Annotated in this window: 19 protein-coding genes; 8 read left to right on the forward strand and 11 right to left on the reverse strand. The window is 73.9% G+C overall.

The window, feature by feature from the left end; translation table 11 throughout:
• The first annotated feature begins 64 nt into the window (after positions 1 to 64).
• Positions 65 to 451, forward strand: a complete 387-nt coding sequence (locus ABT403_RS15185; RefSeq protein ID WP_344152454.1) for a DUF6009 family protein — start codon at positions 65 to 67, stop codon at positions 449 to 451.
• Between the two features lie 154 nt (positions 452 to 605).
• Here ABT403_RS15185 and ABT403_RS15190 read toward each other — a convergent pair whose 3' ends face one another.
• Entirely contained in the window at positions 606 to 971 is a 366-nt protein-coding gene (locus ABT403_RS15190) for a hypothetical protein (protein WP_344152457.1), read from the reverse strand.
• Between the two features lie 140 nt (positions 972 to 1,111).
• Here ABT403_RS15190 and ABT403_RS15195 point away from each other — a divergent pair, with 140 nt between their 5' ends.
• On the forward strand, positions 1,112 to 1,657 hold the full coding sequence (locus ABT403_RS15195) for a DUF6624 domain-containing protein (protein ID WP_344152460.1): 546 nt from the start codon (positions 1,112 to 1,114) through the stop codon (positions 1,655 to 1,657).
• A gap of 131 nt (positions 1,658 to 1,788) precedes the next feature.
• Positions 1,789 to 2,340, forward strand: coding sequence for a hypothetical protein (locus tag ABT403_RS15200; RefSeq protein WP_344152463.1), 552 nt, complete (start codon positions 1,789 to 1,791; stop codon positions 2,338 to 2,340).
• Here ABT403_RS15200 and ABT403_RS15205 read toward each other — a convergent pair.
• The 3 genes from ABT403_RS15205 to ABT403_RS15215 form a co-directional block, all read right to left on the reverse strand.
• Positions 2,334 to 3,173 carry a class I SAM-dependent methyltransferase gene (locus ABT403_RS15205; protein WP_344152466.1) on the reverse strand — a complete coding sequence of 280 codons (840 nt, stop codon included), beginning with the start codon at positions 3,171 to 3,173 and terminating at the stop codon, positions 2,334 to 2,336. The genes ABT403_RS15200 and ABT403_RS15205 overlap by 7 nt on opposite strands.
• Positions 3,174 to 3,577: 404 nt before the next feature.
• The gene (locus ABT403_RS15210; protein WP_344152469.1) at positions 3,578 to 4,900 is read right to left on the reverse strand and encodes an MFS transporter; all 1,323 of its coding nucleotides are present in this window, start codon (positions 4,898 to 4,900) and stop codon (positions 3,578 to 3,580) included.
• A gap of 375 nt (positions 4,901 to 5,275) precedes the next feature.
• A complete protein-coding gene (locus ABT403_RS15215; protein WP_344152472.1) occupies positions 5,276 to 5,932 on the reverse strand; it encodes a nucleotidyltransferase domain-containing protein in 657 nt (218 codons plus the stop codon).
• Positions 5,933 to 6,057: 125 nt separating this feature from the next.
• On the opposite strand from ABT403_RS15215, the gene ABT403_RS15220 reads away from it, so the two are divergent.
• Together ABT403_RS15220 and cutA are read left to right on the forward strand one after the other, a co-directional pair.
• Entirely contained in the window at positions 6,058 to 6,627 is a 570-nt protein-coding gene (locus tag ABT403_RS15220; protein ID WP_344152475.1) for a YrhB domain-containing protein, read from the forward strand.
• A 55-nt stretch (positions 6,628 to 6,682) separates the two neighbouring features.
• Positions 6,683 to 7,015 (forward strand): divalent-cation tolerance protein CutA, encoded by a 333-nt coding sequence (gene cutA / locus ABT403_RS15225; protein ID WP_344152478.1) that lies wholly within the window; start codon positions 6,683 to 6,685, stop codon positions 7,013 to 7,015.
• Between the two features lie 26 nt (positions 7,016 to 7,041).
• On the opposite strand, the gene zapE is transcribed toward cutA, so the two are convergent.
• Complete coding sequence (gene zapE, locus ABT403_RS15230; RefSeq protein WP_344152481.1) at positions 7,042 to 8,121, reverse strand: cell division protein ZapE; 1,080 nt, start codon at positions 8,119 to 8,121, stop codon at positions 7,042 to 7,044.
• A 182-nt stretch (positions 8,122 to 8,303) separates the two neighbouring features.
• Here zapE and ABT403_RS15235 point away from each other — a divergent pair, with 182 nt between their 5' ends.
• From ABT403_RS15235 to ABT403_RS15245, 3 genes are all read left to right on the forward strand, one after another.
• Positions 8,304 to 9,086: an SDR family oxidoreductase gene (locus tag ABT403_RS15235; RefSeq protein ID WP_344152484.1), complete on the forward strand. Its 783-nt coding sequence runs from the start codon at positions 8,304 to 8,306 to the stop codon at positions 9,084 to 9,086.
• 94 nt (positions 9,087 to 9,180) lie between these two features.
• A complete protein-coding gene (gene galE / locus ABT403_RS15240; RefSeq protein WP_344152487.1) occupies positions 9,181 to 10,182 on the forward strand; it encodes a UDP-glucose 4-epimerase GalE in 1,002 nt (333 codons plus the stop codon).
• A gap of 128 nt (positions 10,183 to 10,310) precedes the next feature.
• Positions 10,311 to 10,856, forward strand: a complete 546-nt coding sequence (locus ABT403_RS15245; protein WP_344152490.1) for a GNAT family N-acetyltransferase — start codon at positions 10,311 to 10,313, stop codon at positions 10,854 to 10,856.
• A gap of 73 nt (positions 10,857 to 10,929) precedes the next feature.
• Here ABT403_RS15245 and ABT403_RS15250 read toward each other — a convergent pair whose 3' ends face one another.
• The 6 genes from ABT403_RS15250 to ABT403_RS15275 all read right to left on the reverse strand — a co-directional run bounded on the left by ABT403_RS15250 (position 10,930) and on the right by ABT403_RS15275 (position 16,695).
• Positions 10,930 to 11,220, reverse strand: a complete 291-nt coding sequence (locus tag ABT403_RS15250) for a hypothetical protein (protein ID WP_344152493.1) — start codon at positions 11,218 to 11,220, stop codon at positions 10,930 to 10,932.
• Positions 11,221 to 11,403: 183 nt separating this feature from the next.
• Positions 11,404 to 12,834, reverse strand: a complete 1,431-nt coding sequence (locus ABT403_RS15255) for an NAD(P)/FAD-dependent oxidoreductase (RefSeq protein WP_344152496.1) — start codon at positions 12,832 to 12,834, stop codon at positions 11,404 to 11,406.
• Positions 12,831 to 14,021: an MAB_1171c family putative transporter gene (locus tag ABT403_RS15260; protein ID WP_344152499.1), complete on the reverse strand. Its 1,191-nt coding sequence runs from the start codon at positions 14,019 to 14,021 to the stop codon at positions 12,831 to 12,833. Before ABT403_RS15260 ends, ABT403_RS15255 begins: the two co-directional genes overlap by 4 nt.
• Positions 14,018 to 15,193 carry an MAB_1171c family putative transporter gene (locus ABT403_RS15265; RefSeq protein WP_344152502.1) on the reverse strand — a complete coding sequence of 392 codons (1,176 nt, stop codon included), beginning with the start codon at positions 15,191 to 15,193 and terminating at the stop codon, positions 14,018 to 14,020. The genes ABT403_RS15260 and ABT403_RS15265 overlap by 4 nt, the downstream gene beginning before the upstream one ends.
• A gap of 2 nt (positions 15,194 to 15,195) precedes the next feature.
• Positions 15,196 to 15,789, reverse strand: a complete 594-nt coding sequence (locus ABT403_RS15270; protein WP_344152505.1) for a toxin-antitoxin system, toxin component — start codon at positions 15,787 to 15,789, stop codon at positions 15,196 to 15,198.
• A gap of 150 nt (positions 15,790 to 15,939) precedes the next feature.
• Positions 15,940 to 16,695, reverse strand: a complete 756-nt coding sequence (locus ABT403_RS15275; RefSeq protein ID WP_344152508.1) for a helix-turn-helix domain-containing protein — start codon at positions 16,693 to 16,695, stop codon at positions 15,940 to 15,942.
• Positions 16,696 to 16,943 lie beyond the last annotated feature (248 nt).

Genomic DNA, 16,943 nt, shown 5'->3' on the forward strand with positions numbered 1-16,943 from the left:
GCCCGGTAGCGTGGTCAGTCCGGCCCGTGCAGCAGCTACGTCAGACCGAGAGGGGACCAAGGCCATGAGCTCGCTACTTCAAGCAAGCGATCTCACCCACGAGGACAAGGTGGTGTGGCTGGAAGACCCCGCACAGCTCGACTACGTACGCCAGGCCCTCGACAAGACCCCGCGCCGGCGCGGCAAGCCCCGCTACTACCGGGACGGCCGCATGGTGGGCTTCGCCGAACTCTGCGACAGCGCGGAGGCCGACCCGGACAGCGGACTGCAGAAGCGGCGGGTCTTCTACCTCCTCCCGCACGACCGCGACGCGGAACCGGACGGCCTGTACCGCGCCGGCGCTCCGGGCGAGGCGGTGGATCCGCGCACGGTGGAACCGCGGCAGGTCGGCATGAAGACGGAGCGCTCCCAGCGGGGCGTCGCGGGCACCGGGACGCGCACGGTCGCCTGAGGCGGGCACTCAGCCGCCGAACGGTCGTCCGAAACGGTGTACGTAGTTCGAAAACTCGGTCCCTTCAGTCCCTGACGAGCCTCCGTCTACGCTCTGACCTGCAAGGACTCCCAGGGACCGAAGGGGCGATCCTCCCGGTGGCCCCCACCGGGCTTCAGGCCGCGGCGGACCCGCCCGCTGTGAGCTCGGGGAAGGCGTCCTCCCAGACCTGCCGGATGTGCCGGCTGACCAGGGTGCGCAGGACCGGCCACTGGGCCAGGAGCAGGTCCCGGTTGAGGAGCCGTACCAGTTCCTCGCGCGGCCCCTCGGCCAGGACCGTGCGGTACAGGCCCATGCGCAGGCGCGGCCGGTCCAGGTCGTAGGAGCGCAGCCCGGACCAGGCGACGTGCAGCGGCAGGTGGACCACACCGTGGGCGGGCCCGGTCAGCTCATCGAGGGAGGCGGGCAGCCGGCCCGCGTACCGGGCGCGGAGCGCCTCGGCCGCCGACGGGCCGGGGGTGGGGGAGGACGGCGTGACCATGCCCCTGATTATCCCGCGCCCCGCCCGCCCCGGGGGCGCATTCGTGTGCGTATCCGTCTTCGCCGGCCACGGCAAGCGGCATCCCGGTAGCGTGACGGTGCCCGTCTGGGTGGATGCCCGTCGACCGTGGAGGCCCTCGCATGGATCCGGACGAGCGGCCGGCCCTCCTCCCCGCCGTCGCCGCCGAGCTCCGCCGCCGCGCCTCGTCCGACCAGGCGGCCCGCCGACGGCTCCTTGAGGACGGTGAGCCGGGCGACCTCCTCCGTATCGACGCCGAGAACACCGCATGGCTCAAGGGGGTCGTCGCCGAGCACGGCTGGCCCGGCCTCGGGCTGGTCGGGGAGAAGGGGGCCGATGACGCGTGGCTCCTCGTACAGCACGCCGACCGCGACCCCGGCTTCCAGCGTGCGGCCCTCGCACTCCTCAGGGCAGCCGTCGACGCAGGCGAGGCGCCGCCCGGGCACCTCGCGTACCTCACCGACCGCGTACGGGTGAACGAGGGGCAACCCCAGCTCTACGGAACCCAGTACACGGCCGACGACGCCCACGGCCTCCGGCCGTACCCCGTCCAGGAACCGGAGTACCTGGACGAACGTCGTGCGGCCGTGGGGCTTGAGGCGGCCGCCGTGTATGACCGGCGCCTGCGCGCGACGTACGCCCCCGTGGCGGAGGAGGCCTCGGGATGAGCGGGCCGGCAGGGACTTTCGGCAGCGGGGTCGGGACTTTTGTCCCTTAGGTGGGCTTCATCCTCATGATCAACTTCAGGTGACTGATCAACAGATGCGTGCATCCGTACGCTTTGATGGGGGAAATCCACATGAACTCCGGTACCACCACGTCCCGTACGTTCCGGACCGCCTGCGCCACCGTCCTCGCCACCGCCCTGCTGGTCGCCGTGGCACCGGTCGCGTCGGCCAGCGGCGGGCCGGCCGCGGCGGCGCGGCCGGCCAACGCCGCCGAGGTGGTGAACGTCGACGGGGGCGGCGCCTACCTCGACCTCGCCTCCGCCGGCTACACCTACGAGGAGGCCGTCGAAGCCTTCAAGGACTCCGACGTCGTCACCGTCGTCCGGGGCGACCTGCCCCGCGAGAACGGCGAGGCCCCGTCCCGCGTGGCCCGGGGCGTGTCCCTCGGCTGGTACGTCTACGTCAAGCTGAGCAAGTCCCAGGCCAAGGCCATCAACGCCGGTTCGGCCGCGACCGCGGCCGGGCTCATCGGCGTCATCACCGGCGGCATCGGCGCCGCCGTCGCCGCCGGTGTCTACGCGTACATGGTCTCCCTCGGCAACGAGGGCATCGACCGGTGCAAGAACGGCGTGGAGATGAAGTTCACCTACACCGGCAAGGCCGCCGGGGTGAAGTGCTACTGATGAGGGAGGAGTCCGCCGTGCGCCGTCCCACCGCGCTCTCGACCGGGCTGGTCGTCGGTCTGTTCGTCCTCTTCGGGGTGCTCCTGTGCACCACGTGGAGGTCGAGCGGGGACGGGGTGGCCCAGACGCTGGCGGTCTACCTGACGGTGGCGGTTCCCGGCTGCCTGCTGGTGCTCTGGCTCATGCGGCGCGGGCGGCGGTAGCGGTACGTTCTCGCGCCCCGGATACGGCCGTGGCCCCGCCACTGCCGTGTCCCGGGCGCGGGGGTGGCGCAGGACGAGGACCGCGAGGCCCTCGGCCTCCCGCCGGGTGCTCCGCGCCCAGCCCGCCCGGAGCCGGGCGATCTCGTCCTCGTCGAGGGCGATGTCGCGCCGTTCGGCGGGGGTGCGGTCGGCGGTGGGGGTGATGACGACGAGCGCGCCGCCGGCGCGGAGGCGTTCGCCGAGGGAGCGCAGGACGCGGTCGCGGTCGCGGAGGAAGGCGTACGCCAGGCGCAGGGTGATCAGGTCGTAGCCGGCGGGGTGCAGGGCGGCGGGGTCGTCGCGTTCGACGTCCAGGCGCAGCCAGCGCACGCCGCCCTCGGTGTCCCGGGCGCGGGCCCGTTCGAGCGCGCTGTCGGCGTAGTCGACGGCGTCCACCGCGTAGCCGAGGGAGGCGAGGTGGACGGCCAGTTCGCCGGTGCCGCAGCCCACGTCGAGGGCGCGGCCGCCGTGCTCGGGGGCGGGGACGGGGGCGTGTTCGGCGAGCAGGGCGCGTTCGGCGTCGCCCAGGGGGCGGAAGCCGTGGCCGTCGGCGTAGTGCCGGTGCCATTGCTCGCGGACGGTGTATCCCATGGTGGGGCTCCTCTTCGATCGGGGGCGGTGGCCGGGGGGGCCTGGGGGGTGGGGGCGGCGTTCGACGTTCCGGGTCGCCCTGGCTGGGGGAGGGCCTCGGTGAGGTGCCGCTCTCACTTCCCCCGGGGCACGCCCGTGGCCGGGGACCGCAAGGGCAGGCGCACCGATGCCGAGGGCGACGACGTCGCTCAGGGCTTCGCCCTCGCTGCGGACGGACGAAGCGGCCCACGGCGGCGGTCACCCCGGTGCCGGTGCCGACGTTGAACCTCACCCGCCGGTTCGGAGGTTCAGGAGCCGCCGTGGGCCGGGCGGTCATGGGGAGGGTGCTGCTCGACGCCGCCGTGACGGGTCGTCCCGTGACCGGCGGCGGCCCTTCCGCTCGCGCGCCCGTGGGGCGGTCCGCGTCATGCCGGTCCTTCTTCCATCGAGCCCTTCCAGCCGCTGCGGGCGGCGGTGGCCGGAGCGGGAGCCGGGTGCCCGCCGTCCCCGGGCATGTGCCGCAGGCGGCGCAGCGGGGAGCGGGCCAGGACCAGGAACGGGACGACGAGCAGGCAGGCGCCCACCGTGAGCGCGGGCCGGACGCCCGCCCAGGTGGCGAGCCCGCCGGCCAGCAGCGTCCCCAACGGCCGGGCGCCCGAGGTCAGGCAGAGGCTCACCGCCTGCATCCGGGCCTGCATGCCGGACTCGGTGACCAGCTGCCGGATCGACCGCTGCGTGGTGCCCGCCGCCCCGGCGCAGGCCAGTTGCAGGAACAGGGCCGCGCCGATGACGGCCTGCCAGGCGGGCCCGGGGGAGGCGAGCAGCAGCGGGACCTGGGTGAGCGGCGGAAGGGCGAGGGCGCCGAGCATCATCGGCCCGGGCCCGTACCGCCGTACGAGGGCCGGGGCGACCCACGCGCCGACGGCCGCGCCCAGGGCGCCGACGCCCAGGACCGCCCCGAACACGGTCGGCCCCATCTCCAGCTCCCGCAGCAGGTACAGCGCCCAGAGGGTGTTGAGCAGCGCCAGGGCCAGCGAGGTCGCGGCGTTCACGGCCGTGAGCACGCTCAGCCGGTGGTCGGCGCGCACGTACCGCAGCCCCTCGGCGATCTCCGCCCGCATCCCGGTCTTCCGCGCCCGGGCCGGGCCGTCCTCGCGCATCCGGATACGGGCGGTGCACCAGGCGCTGAACAGGTAGGAGGCGACGTCGCCGAGCAGCGCGCGGGCCGGCCCGAGCAGTGCGGTCAGGGCGGCGCCGAGGTTGTTGCCGGCGGTGGCGGCGACCGCGAACAGCGTGCCCGTACGGCTGTTGCCCCGCTGGATCAGGGACCGGTCGACCAGCCTCGGCAGCAGGCTGATCGCGGCCGCGTCGTGCAGCACGCCGGCCGTACCCCGTACGACGGCGACGACCATGAGGTGTGCCAGGGTCAGCGACCCCAGCGCCCCCGCCAGCGACACGGACGCCAGCGCGGCGGCGCTGACCAGGTCCCCGGCCACCATCTGGCGGCGCTCGGGGTACCGGTCGGCGAGCGCGCCGGCGTGCAGCGCGAGCAGCGCGGGCGGGAGCTGCCCCAGGAACGCCAGCCAGGCGACCTGCCCGGCGGTGGCGTCCAGCCGGAGCACGGCGAGCACGGGGAGCGCCGTCGAGGTGATGGCACTGCCGGCCACGCCGGCGCTCTGCCCGGCGAGGTACCGGCGGAAGTCCCGGTGCCGCCACAGCGACGGTGATGTGGACGCCTCTTCGGTCACGCCCCCCACCTCGCATCGGGCCTTGCCGGGCGGCGGTCACCGACGCCGCGCCGGACGCGCGCGGCAGGGGCGGCGAATCGAACGGGGGCGGTTCGGGGGGCGAGGGGGAGAGCGGTCCGATGATGGGGCAGGGGATGCATGCTCGCCTCCGGGAAGGGGTGTTGAGGGTCGGTCGACGGGCTCAACGAGGGCGTTCGGCGTGTCGAACACACGTCTTTCAGACGTGCCGGAATCCCGGAGAACAGGCGAATGCGCGTTCGTGCCGCCTACACCGACCCGCGCCGGTCCTGGCCCGGGGCGGGGGTGTCGGTTGGCCGAAACGCCGAGGGCCGACGGCGGTGGTGCGGGCGATCCGGTGTGCCGTGTCGCCGTCGGTCAGCGCAGCCGGGCGGTCCAGGGGTGGGGGCCGAGGGTGTGGGTGATGGCGTCCGCGAGCCAGGTGCGTTGGCCCGTGCCGAGCAGCGGGAGGACGGCGTCGAAGTCCTGCTCGTCCTTCGGGCGGGGCCGCTTCGCCTTGTAGTACAGCTGGATCTCAGGCCGCAGGTACGGGATGCCGTCCGGGCTGACGGCCCCGATCCCGGCGACCGGCCGGCACACGGTGGCGTCGCGCCGGGACACCCACGTCCCGCCCCGCCCTTCGTCCAGCATGACCTGGATCCGCCAGGGCCCGCCCGGCTCGGGGCGGCACCAGACGTCGTGGACGCCGGGGTGGAGGTACTCGTCCCGGCGCCAGGGACGCAGGGATCCGGGCGGGTCGGCGGCCCACCACTCCCACCCGGCGAGGGCGTCCTGCACGGCGTGTTGGTCGTCTCGCAGGACCAGGACGTCGATGTCGGCGTGAGGGCGGAGCTCGCGCCCCACGGCCAGCTCGATCGCATGGCCCCCGGCGATCCACCACCGGCACCCGGCCCGGCCGAACAGGCCGACGACCTCGCGCAGGGGCGCGGGATCCCAGGGGGCGGCGCCGTCTGCGGGGGGCCGGCCGAGCCGGGGCTTCGGGTCGTCGGGGCACAGGGGGTCGTTCTGAGGCATCCGCGCACGCTATCGCCCCCTTCCCCGCGCCGGCGCGCCGGTTTTCCGGGGCCACTGCGGGTGAGAGGGCCTGGCGGCGGTGAATCCGCTGGCGCCGGGCCGGCCTGCCGGGCGATGCTGCGATCGTGATCGAAAAGGATGACGCGGTACGCCTCGTCGAGGAGCATCTGGAACGTCGCCACCAGGCGCAGGCCGCCGCCGGTGCGGGGCGGCTCCGGCGGATGGTGATCGTGCGCGTGGCCGAGCACGAGCTCGTCTGGAAGGTCTACGTCCAGTCCGAGGAGTACGCGCGAACGCGCGACCGCGCGCGGATGCTGGTGGGACACGGCCCCTATCTCGTCGACCGTGCCGACGGCGGCCTGCACTCGATCGGAGCCGTCTCCGAGGTCCGGGGGGCATGGGAGGACGACTACCGGGGTCGGATCCGGGGGCTGCCGGTCCGCACGCCGGTGGATGACCTGCACGAGGAACTACGGGCGGAGGCCGAAGCCGCGGACGGGCGCGCGGCGGCCGTTCGGGCCCTTCGCCGGAAGGTGACCGGGCTGTCCCCGGCGCAAGCCCACGCATACGTAGCCGGTCTCCTCGCGGGCGCGGTACCCGCTCAGCTCCTGGCGGTCACCCACCGGGAACTGGTGCCGCCGCTCCACCGTGTACTGGCCGTACGCACCAACGGCGTCGATCCCGACTTCCGCTGAAGGGCGACGGGGTTAGGGTCGTCCGACAGGGCGGACACGGCAGAAATGGGGAAGCGTGGCGACGACCGGCGTGGTGATCGCGCAGACGACGATCGATGACGAGGACGCCGCGCGACGGCTGGCCCGTGGGGCCGTCGAGGCCCGGCTGGCCGCCTGCTCGCACGTCGACGCTCCGATCCAGGCCACCTACTGGTGGAAGGGCGGGCTCGAAACGGCCACGGAGTGGCGGATCTCCTTCAAGACGCCCCGCGAGCGCCTGGAGGCCCTGTCGGAGTGGGTCCACCGCGAGCACTCCTACGACGTGCCCGAGTGGATCGTGCTCCCCGTCGAGGGCGGGTCCGAGGCGTACCTGGAGTGGGTGGCGCGGGAGACCGGCCCCCGCCCGTGACCTGACGGGCCCTCCGCCGGCTCCCGTCAGCGCTCGGCCCCCCGTACCCCGTCCGGGCGCCTGAGCATCGACAGGCGGCTTGCCGTGCGGTCCAGGTCGCGGGGTGGGGTCTGGCCGGTGGGGAGGGGGGAGGTCAGGGGGTCGGAGCCGATGAGGATCAGGCGGACGTCGCGGTCGCAGGCGACGTCCACCAGGTTCGCGAAGCGCTGTCGGCCGTCCGCCGAGGCTTCGGCCAGTGGCGGTACGCCGTCCAGGACCAGGGTGGCGAACCGTTCGGCGAGGGCCAGGTAGTCCGGCACCGCCGTCGAGGCCTCGCACAGGGCGTCGAAGCCGAGCCAGACCAGGTCGTCGCGCACCGCCCGGGCCGGCAGCTCCCGCAGGTGGGCCCGGACGGCGGTGGCCTCGGCGGGCGCCGGGGCGGTGAGACCGTGCGCGTCCAGCGCGGTGTCGTCCGGGGGCAGGCACAGGCCCGTCGCGAACCGGCGGCCGGCCTCCTCCGGTACGCGTAGGCGGCGGAAGTCCACCGGGCCCGTGACGTCCAGGACGTCCATCCGCTGCTCGATGAGCGCGATCGTCGGCTCGAACAGGTGGTGGTAGAGCGGGTCCGGCATCAGGCCGGCGGGCGGGTAGTTGGACGTCGTGACCAGGGTGATCCGGCGGTCCAGCAGCGTGCGGAAGAGGCGGGCGATCAGCATCGCGTCGCCCGCGTCGTGCGCGTGGAACTCGTCGAAGACCAGGACGCGGCTGTCCCCGATCAGCTCGTCGAGAGCGCCGTCGACGGCGCTCTGCCCGTCATGGCGGGCTCCCGGCCGGGTCACCCCGTCGTGCAGCCGCCGGAAGAAGTCGTGGAAGTGCAGGCGGCGTTTGCGGCCGTCGGGCAGCCCCTCGTAGAAGGCGTCCACCAGCCAGCTCTTGCCCCGGCCCACCGGCCCCCAGACGTACAGGTCGCGGGGCGGCTTCGGGAACGTCCAGGCGGGCCGGGCGAGTTCGCCCGCCAGACGCGACAGCCGCTCGACGGCGGCTTCCTGGGCGGGGGCGATCGAGAATCCGCGCCGCGCGGCGGCCTCGTGGAAATGGCGGCGCATGGCCTGGTCTTGCTTGGACACCTGTCAGCTCATTCGTCAGTTCGTGCGTGCGGGTGCGCGGGGGTGTTCTTCCTCTTCCGTGGGACGGGGCTTCGGAAAAGATCATGATCACACCGGGAAGGGCGGGGTGGTAGTGGGGGAGGGGAGATTCCGTCGCAGAACAGGTGCTCGTGGTTGCCGCCCTTGCGCCTCAGGATGGGGGCATGAACGACGACACACACGAGGCGTCCGCAGGGCGGCGGCCCGTCGCGCTCGTGACCGGGGCCGGGCGGGCGGCGGGGATCGCCGCGACCGTGGTGCTGGACCTGGCCCGGGCCGGATGGGACGTGGCCTTCACCTACTGGACCCCGTACGACGCGCGGATGCGGTGGGGCGGCGATCCGGCGGCGCCCGGCGCGCTGCGGGAGGAGGCGGCGGCGCTCGGGGCGAGGACGCTCGCGATCGAGGCGGACCTGAGCGATCAGGCGTCGGCGGGCCGGCTGTTCGACGGCGTGGAGGACGCGCTGGGGAACGTCACCGCGCTGGTGCTCAGCCACTGCGAGTCGGTCGACTCCGGCCTGCTGGACACCACCCCGGAGAGCTTCGACCTGCACTTCGCCGTCAACGCGCGGGCGGCGTGGCTCCTGATCCGCGAGTACGGGCTGCGCTTCCGCGGCCCCCACGGAAGCGGCCGCGTCATCAGCCTGACCAGCGACCACACCGTCGGCAACCTGCCCTACGGGGCCAGCAAGGGGGCGCTGGACCGGATCACGCTGGCCGCCGCCCGCGAGCTCGCCCACCTCGGGGTGACCTGCAACGCGGTCGACCCCGGCCCGACCGACACCGGATGGATGACCCCGGAGCAGAAGACGGACCTGATCCGCGCCACACCATTGGCCCGCCTCGGCACCCCGCAGGACTGCGCGAACCTGGTGACGTTCCTCTGCTCGGCGCGCGGCGGCTGGATCAACGCCCAGCTGCTCCGCAGCGACGGCGGCCTCACCTAGCCGCCCCGGCCGCCTGCGGCACAACGGCTAGGCTCCGCAGGACCTGAACCGGTAGTACGACCGCACCGACGAACGAGGAACAGGGAGCAGACCCTTGAAGGTACTCATCGCAGGGGGCGCCGGCTTCATCGGCAGCACCATCGCCTCCGCCTGCACGGACCACGGCATCACCCCCGTCATCCTCGACAACCTCGCCACCGGCCGCCGCGAGTTCACCGACGGCCGCATCTTCTACGAGGGCGACATCAGCGACGGGGACCTGATCGACCGGATCTTCACCGAGCACCCCGGCATCCGGACCGCCGTCGACTGCGCCGCCCTGATCGTCGTCCCCGACTCGGTCGCCAACCCGCTCGGTTACTACCGCGAGAACGTCGCCAAGGGCATCCGATTCCTCGAACACCTCGTCCGCAACGACTGCCGCAACCTGCTCTTCAGCAGCTCGGCCTCCATCTACCGGGCCGACCCCTCGGACTTCTCCGTCGACGAGGAGTCCGCCCTCGAACCCCTCAGCCCGTACGCCCGCACCAAGGCCACCTTCGAGACGATCCTGCGCGACGTCGCGGCGGCCGGAACCCTCAACGTCATCTCCCTGCGCTACTTCAACCCGATCGGCGCCGACCCGCAGCTCCGCACCGGCCTCCAGATCCGCACGCCCACGCACGCCCTCGGCAAGATGATCGACGTGCACCACGCGGGCGAACCGTTCACGATCACCGGCACCGACTACCCCACCCACGACGGCACCGGCATCCGCGACTACGTCCACGTCTGGGACCTCGCCGCCGCACACGTCAGGGCCGTCGAACGGTTCGAGGCCGTCACGCGCACCACCCCGTACCGGGTCATCAACTTGGGCACGGGCCGCGGAACGACCGTCCGTGAACTCGTCACCGCCTTCGAGGCCGTCACCGGCTCCCCTCTGGCGGCGGTCGAGACCGACCGCAGGCCCGGCGACACGGCGGGCGCCTACGCCCGCGTCGACCTCGCCCGCGAGCTGCTCGGCTGGAAGGCGGAGCACTCGGTCGAGGACGGCATCCGCGACTCCCTGCGCTGGTACGCCGAGCGAGACTCGGTGATCGGACCGCAGGAGTAGCCGGCTCCCCACCCCGTTTCGGCCCCGCCGTGCCCCCGTGGGTGCCCGACGGTGGAAAAACATGCGTGCGGATGCCCCTTCGCCGGTTATCTTGCCTCGTCATGAACCGGCCAAGGAGGTCCCCCAGTATGAGCAGCAGCAGCCCGTCGCCCCTGCCCGAGCGGATCGAGCTGTCGGGGGAGGGGCTCGTCCTGCGGGACTGGACGGAGGCGGACCTCGGTGCCATGCCGGGGCTGTTCGACCACCCGGACATCGCGTACTGGACGCCCATCGTCTCGCCCTTCGACGAGGCGGCGGCCCGCGCCCGGCTGGTCCGGGCCCGGGAGCTGCGCCGCGAGGGTACGACCATCCTGCTCGCCATCACCCTCGACGGCGGCGCGCCGCTGGGCGAGATCATGCTGCGGCGTTCCCCCGAGGGTACGGAGATCGGTTACGCGGTCGGTCCCGCGCACCGGGGTCAGGGGCTCGCGGCGCGGGCGGTGCGGGTGATGGCCGCGTACGCGTTCGAGGAGTGGGGCTCGGAGCAGGTGATCCTGGAGGTGGAGGCCGAGAACACCGCCAGCGTCGCCGTCGCCGGCAAGGCGGGCTTCACGCTGCTCGACGTGCCGGCGATCACCGGGGAGGAGAAGGGGCGGCCCTTCGTCCTGCAGACGTGGGGCCTGAACCGGCCTTGAAACCGGCCGGGCTCGCGGTGGCGCGGTACGTTCCCGCCGCGACCTGATCCGGTCCGGCCGGTCCGGACCGGCCTCAGCCGAAGCGGTGTTCGTCGGCGATGGCGATGAGCTGGACGTCCATCTCGTCCGCCTGCGCGCGCAGGATGCTCGCGACCGTGCGCATCGTGTCCTCGTCCAGACGGGCCGGGGCCGACTCGCCGTCCACCGCCCAGGCGGAGTCGCCGGACTGTGCGTGCAGGTCGAACGTCCGCGCCATGTCGCGGAGCATCGCGGTGACGTCCCGAGCGGCCACGTAGAACTGTCCGTCGGCGCCGCGCCGTACGGGGGTCTCCGCGTCCGTGTGCCGCCAGACCATCTTCCTCACCCCACTGAGATCACGCCCCACCAGGCGGTGCGTCTCTGCCCGGTCCCATCTTGCTCCCAACGGGTGCCGCCGGCGAAGGGATTCGGGGCAATCGGCGCGTCCGCGCGCCGATGTCCACCCTTCCGTGGTCAACCCGCCCGCACGCACCACCCCCGAGCGCGCGGCCTTCCGCCCGGCGCGACCTCAGCCGGCGGCGCCCCCGCCGTGGACCACGGCCAGTTCCCGTGCCGTCAGGGGCGGCCCGTCCAGCGGCGGGTACTGCGGTCCCCGTACGGCTCCCAGCAGGACGCGCGGCCGGACCAGGGTGGTCAGCGGCGCCTGGAGCGAGGTGACGTCCGAGAGGTCCTCCACCATGCTGAACCGTCCGCAGCTCGTCCTCACCAGACGGTCCACGTAGCGGGCCAGGACCCTGTCCTTGAGGCTCGGCCCGCCGCCCCGGGCCTCCGGATAGAACACGTCCTGCCCCATGGCCAGTTCCCAGGCCGCGTCGACCGGTTTCGCCATGGCCCGCTGCACCCGCCGCGCGAGGCCGGGGGCCTCCACCCCGTGGGCGTCGACCGCCCCGCGCAGGACGGCGGCCGTCTGCGCGGCGACCGACATGCCGTGCCCGTACAGGGGGTTGAACGCCGCGAGCGCGTCGCCCAGGACGACGAAACGTTCCGGCCAGTCCCGCACCCGCTCGAAGTACCGGCGCGTGTTGCGCGTGCTCCGGCTGAGGGACACGTCGGTGAGGGGCTCCAGGCCGGAGAGGATCTCCCCGACCACGGGATGGCGCAGCCCGCGCGGGAACGCGGCGAAGTCCTCGGCGTCCCCGCTCGGTTCGCCCGCCCGGGTGCCCGTCTGCGTGACGATCCACCGGCCGTCCTCGACCGGCAGGATGCTCGCGCTCTGCCCCGGCCGCCCGCTGCGCGGATCCGACTGCACGCTGACGATGGGGAAACCCGCGGCCCCCTCCGGCGCCCGGAAGACACGGGTCGCGTAGACCAGGCCGAGGTCCAGCGAGCGCTCGGGCGCGGGACGCACGCCCAGCCGCTCCAGGTGGCGGGGGGTCCGCGAGGCGCGGCCGCTCGCGTCGACGACGAAGTCGGCCTCCACCGCCCGCTCGCGGCCGTCCAGTCCGCGCACCCGCACCCCGGTGACGCGCGAGGCGCTGCCGGTCAGGCCCTCGACCCGGGTCCGCGACAGGACCGTGACCCCGCCCGGGGCCAGGACGTGGTCGCGGACGACGGAGTCCAGGAGGTCGCGGCTGCACCCCAGGACGAAGTGGGTCTCGCGGCCCCAGCGCCGGAACCACCCCTGGGCGCTGAGCGCGACCATCCCGGTCGGGATCGGGATGCGGTTCGCGCCCGCCGCCAGCCAGCGGTCGGTGATCCCCGGCAGCACCGCCTCCGCGGCGTGGACGCCGCCGCTCCAGAACATGTGCGCGTGACGTGCCTGCGGAAGCCCCCTGCGGGGGAGCGGCCCGTCCGGCAGCTCGTCGCCCTCGACGACGAGGACCTCCTCGACCGCGCCGCGCAGCGCGGCGGCCGCCAGCATCCCGGCCAGCCCGCCGCCGATGACGAGGGCCCGCCTGCGGGCCGGTCCCGCGGGAGCCGTACCCGTCGTACCGATCACGACACCGTCTTCCGGGCCACCGGGGGCCGGCCGTGCCCGCCGCCGCCCTGGCCGGCGGACGCGAAGCCCCCGCGCGCCGCCATGACCCGTACCGCCTCGGAGAGGCGCACGAGCCCCTCGTCACTGTCGATCAGCCCCTCCACACCGCCGCCGTCGCAGTCGCCGGGACGGGTACGGAGGGAGTCGAACGCGGCGATCACCAGTGCCGCGTGCGCCGCCGCTTCCGGCTTCAGCGCGCCCGGCCCCGTCGTCAGCACCCGCTCGTCCGGCCCCGTACCCCCTTCGAGGTAGGGGGCGAGGAGCCGCAGGCCGTCGCGGATGTCGCAGGTCCGCCGCAGGTGGCGCCTGCTCAGCGAGGACCACGGGGGGATGCGCACCAGCTCGTACGGGATGACCTCGCGCATGATCTCCCACAGCGGGCCGAGCCGGTGGTACCGCGACCGCAGCCGCCACTGCTTGAGCAGGCTCTGGCCGATGGCGGGGAGGGCGAACCCGACGCACTGGAGCAGCGAGGAGAGCGCGGCCAGCGACGGGGCCACCGTGGTGCTGACGCCGTCCCAGTCGTGGCCGGTCCAGCGCGCGCCGACGGCGAGGAGCTTGCCGGCCGTGTAGCCCATGCCCAGGACCCCGCCGGCCACGATGAGGACGAGCCCGGCGCGCAGCAGACCGGTGACCTCGCGCGCCCAGCGCCAGCACAGCACCGACAGGACGGCCGTCGCCACCGCGTGCGCGACGAGGTAGAGGACGATCATCTCGCGCAGGTACGGGGTGGTGGAGTAGTACGTGTCGAAGTCCTGGAGCCGCTCGTCCGGCGCGTCGCCGAGGGCGAACAGCCCCAGCAGCGCCACGATCACCGCCCCGTAGACCCCGGCGCACCAGAGGGTGGCCGCACGGCGCCGCTCCTCCGGCCCGCCCTGCCACGTCAGCATCAGGTTGATGACGCCGGCGCTCCCGGCGGTGACGACGGCGTAGACCAGCGGGGCCGAGAAGTTGGCGACCCCGGTCAGGGCGTTCACCTCGGACACCGTCGGCGGCGCGGCGAAGAAGAACACCACGGCGCCGAGGGGGATCACCACGCCCACGGAACGGACCAGCGGATCCCGCCAGTGCCGCACCAGCCCGGGCACCCGCACCGCGAAGGAGACGAGCAGGAGGAGGGCGGGGAGGTAGTAGTAGACGCTGCTCAACGGACGGCCCCCCCGGCTGCCGCCCGGACGGCGGCGGTCCTCTTCGCGGTGTGCGCGAGCGCCTGGGAGATGCGGACCAGGTCGCGGTCCTCGCCCGCCGGCTCCTGGAGGGTCCGCGACGAGGCGATCACCCGCCCCTCGGGGTCGGCGCGCATCGTCTCCACCGCGGCGAGCACCATGACGGCGTCCGCGCCGGCCTCCGCGTGGTCGGCGGCGGCGCCGCCGGCGACGGCCTCGGCCAGGGCGCGCGCCCGCAGGCCCAGGTCGAAGTAGGGGTTGAGGGTGAGCAGCCCGTCGTGGATCAGCGACTCGCGCTGGAGGCGTCGTACGCCCACGGACGCGAGCAGCGGCACGCTGACGGCCGCCGGCGTCGGTGCCAGCCCGCCCACCAGCTGGCACAGCGGCTCCAGCCGCCGGTAGCGGGTCCAGTCCTGCCAGCGTCCACGGAAGCGCCGTACGACGATCGGGAGCACCATGCCGGTCGCGATGAGGGGCCCGGCCGCCGAGGTGAAGGCCCGGGCCACCTCGGTACTGAGGACGTCCCAGTCCGCCCCGGCCCACCGGGCGCCGAGGGCGGTGAACTTCAGGAGGCCGAAGCAGATCGCGAGGCCGTAGCCCGCCACCACGAGGGCCAGGCCGGCCCTCAGTTCTCCTCCCACGTGGCGCAGCCAGCGCCAGCACAGGGAGGCGATGACGGTCGACGCCGCGGTGTGGCCGACGAGGTAGAGGACGATCATCTCGCGCATGTACGGGGTGTCGGCGTAGTAGGTGTCCAGGTCCCGCAGCCGCTCGACGGGTGCCTCCGCCAGCCAGAACAGGACGGCGATGGCGACGCAGAGGGCCACGTAGCCGGCGATGCACCAGCGGGTGGCCCGCCGGATCCGCTCGGGGGAGCCGCCCCGCCAGTTGATGACCAGCACGATGCCCGACGCGGCGCAGGCCATGGCCCAGAAGTAGTCCAAGGGGGCGGCGGCGTTCGGGACGCCCGTGAGCTCGTTGACCTTCGCGACCACCGGGACGGAGGTGAAGAAGAACACCCCCACGCAGGACACGAGCATGGCCATGACGGCGCGGAGCAGGGGATCGCGCGGGTTCCTCAGCAGGCCGGGGAGCCGGAGCAGGGCGGCGAGGCCGCCCAGCACCGTCGGGAAGACAACGGTCGGATCGGGCACGGTCAGCCTCGGACCCCTCGGTTGCAGAGCGCGGCCTCGATCCGGCCGGAGCGGGTCCCGCGGTCGAGCTCGGGGGCGTCGGAGACGGTGAGGAGGTGCCGTACGGCGTGCGCCAGTTCGAGCCCGTAGCGCTCCGCCGCCCGCTCCTCGATCCGGTGCTTGCGGGCGGCGGTCCCGTCCTCCTTCAGCAGGACGGGGCTCTGCCGGCCGGCCACCGCCAGCGCGGAGGCGACCACTTGCTGGAGGTCGGCGTCGTGGTGGAGGAGCCGGGCGGCCACGGAGCCCTCGGACACGTGCCGGTGGCAGTGGCCGAGTTCGAGGTGGCGCAGTTCGTGCCCGGTGATGACGATCTGGTGCTCTGCCACGGTCCGCTGCTCGACGATGATCAGGTCCCGGTCCCCGAGGTTCAGGGCGAGGCCGCTGGCGGTGCCGGGAGGGAAGGACGTGGCGCGGAATTCGATCTTCCGCCCGCGCCGCCGGCCCATGGCCTCGCAGAGCGCGCGGCAGATCACCTCGGCCGCCACCGGGGACTTCAGATGGCCGAGCCCGCCCACCATGGCGCTGACGGACTGCCGTATCTCGCGCTGCTTGAACACACCCGACTCCTCTATGCCCCTCTCCCACGGAGAGCAGGAACGCGACCCCGCGGATTCCACGCGACCGGCCCGTACCGCCCCGCACGACGGCCGTCCGCCCGACCAGCCCCCCGTCCGCGCCGTGAAGCCCGGCGGAGGTCGCCCACGTCCTCAGCCCCGCCCGCCGCCGGCGGTGACGCCGCCGGACACCGTGTCCGGCCCGGGGTCCGGCCGGTTGCCCGGTTTCGGCGCGGGTCCGTCCGTACTCCCGCCGGCGCCCTCACCCAGGCACTCGTCCATGTACTGGTCGAGCCATTCGAGCAGCTTGGTACGGGCCCGGTCCGGCAGCAGCGCCGCGCGCAGCGCGATGCCGTCGACTCCGTGCCGCTCGTACAGGCTCGGCCGCCGCCCGGCACCGGCCGCCGCGAGGGCGTTGCGCTCGCTGTGCTCCTGGTACTCCCGCAGCAGCGTCTTCTCGACGCCGGCCAGCGCGCAGATGAGCGCCTCGGCGTCCTCCGACTGCAGGAACCCGGCCGGGCGGCCGAAGAACCGCTCCAGCCGTGCGCAGTGGTCCATGGTGGGGCGGCGGTCCCCGCCGAGCAGGGCCTGCACCTGCTGCCGGGAGATACCGCTCTCGCGGGCGATCTCCCCGTGCGAGTACTTGCGGCCGTTGTCCTTGCGGTGGGTCTCGTGGAGCAGGTCCAGCCGCTGGCGGAACCGCTCGTGGATGTCGGGCTCACCGGCCGCACGCCCCTGGAGCAGCGCCCGTACGACGTCGAGGGGAACCCCGCAGGCCCGGTTCAGCGTCTCCGGGTCGAGCACCTCGTCCCGGCTCCGGCCGAGCTTGGCCCCCAGCCCGACGACCCGCTCGACGGCCGTGGCCAGCCGGGGGGCGGGCGCGGGTGGTACGGGGAAGGCTTCTGTCACCGGCTGTTCCCCCGAGGTCCACGCATGACGACTCCTCCCGGCCCGGCCGGAAGGACAGGGCCACGGCAGGGGCCCTTCACCGCCGATCCTGCCACAGCCGTGGCAGCCGGGCCATGGATCTCCGGCCAAACCGCCACAGTTGTGGCAGGAACGTGACGGTCCCTCACCTGCACGGACTGCGCGGCGGGTGGCGGTGCGGGTGGCGGTGCGGGTGGCGGTGCGGGTGGTGGGGCGGAAAAAAATCGGCC

The organism is Streptomyces sp. NPDC000075, assembly GCF_040301925.1.
Taxonomy (GTDB): Bacteria; Actinomycetota; Actinomycetes; order Streptomycetales; family Streptomycetaceae; genus Streptomyces; species Streptomyces polychromogenes.

Bases quoted from the DNA above. Each gene is read 5' to 3' on its own strand.
- ABT403_RS15195 (WP_344152460.1), top strand. From the start codon at position 1,112: ATGGATCCGGACGAGCGGCCGGCCCTCCTCCCCGCCGTCGCCGCCGAG.
- ABT403_RS15235 (WP_344152484.1), top strand. From the start codon at position 8,304: ATGAACGACGACACACACGAGGCGTCCGCAGGGCGGCGGCCCGTCGCG.
- ABT403_RS15215 (WP_344152472.1), bottom strand. From the start codon at position 5,932: ATGCCTCAGAACGACCCCCTGTGCCCCGACGACCCGAAGCCCCGGCTC.
- ABT403_RS15190 (WP_344152457.1), bottom strand. From the start codon at position 971: ATGGTCACGCCGTCCTCCCCCACCCCCGGCCCGTCGGCGGCCGAGGCG.
- ABT403_RS15185 (WP_344152454.1), top strand. From the start codon at position 65: ATGAGCTCGCTACTTCAAGCAAGCGATCTCACCCACGAGGACAAGGTG.
- ABT403_RS15245 (WP_344152490.1), top strand. From the start codon at position 10,311: ATGAGCAGCAGCAGCCCGTCGCCCCTGCCCGAGCGGATCGAGCTGTCG.
- ABT403_RS15205 (WP_344152466.1), bottom strand. From the start codon at position 3,173: ATGGGATACACCGTCCGCGAGCAATGGCACCGGCACTACGCCGACGGC.
- ABT403_RS15200 (WP_344152463.1), top strand. From the start codon at position 1,789: ATGAACTCCGGTACCACCACGTCCCGTACGTTCCGGACCGCCTGCGCC.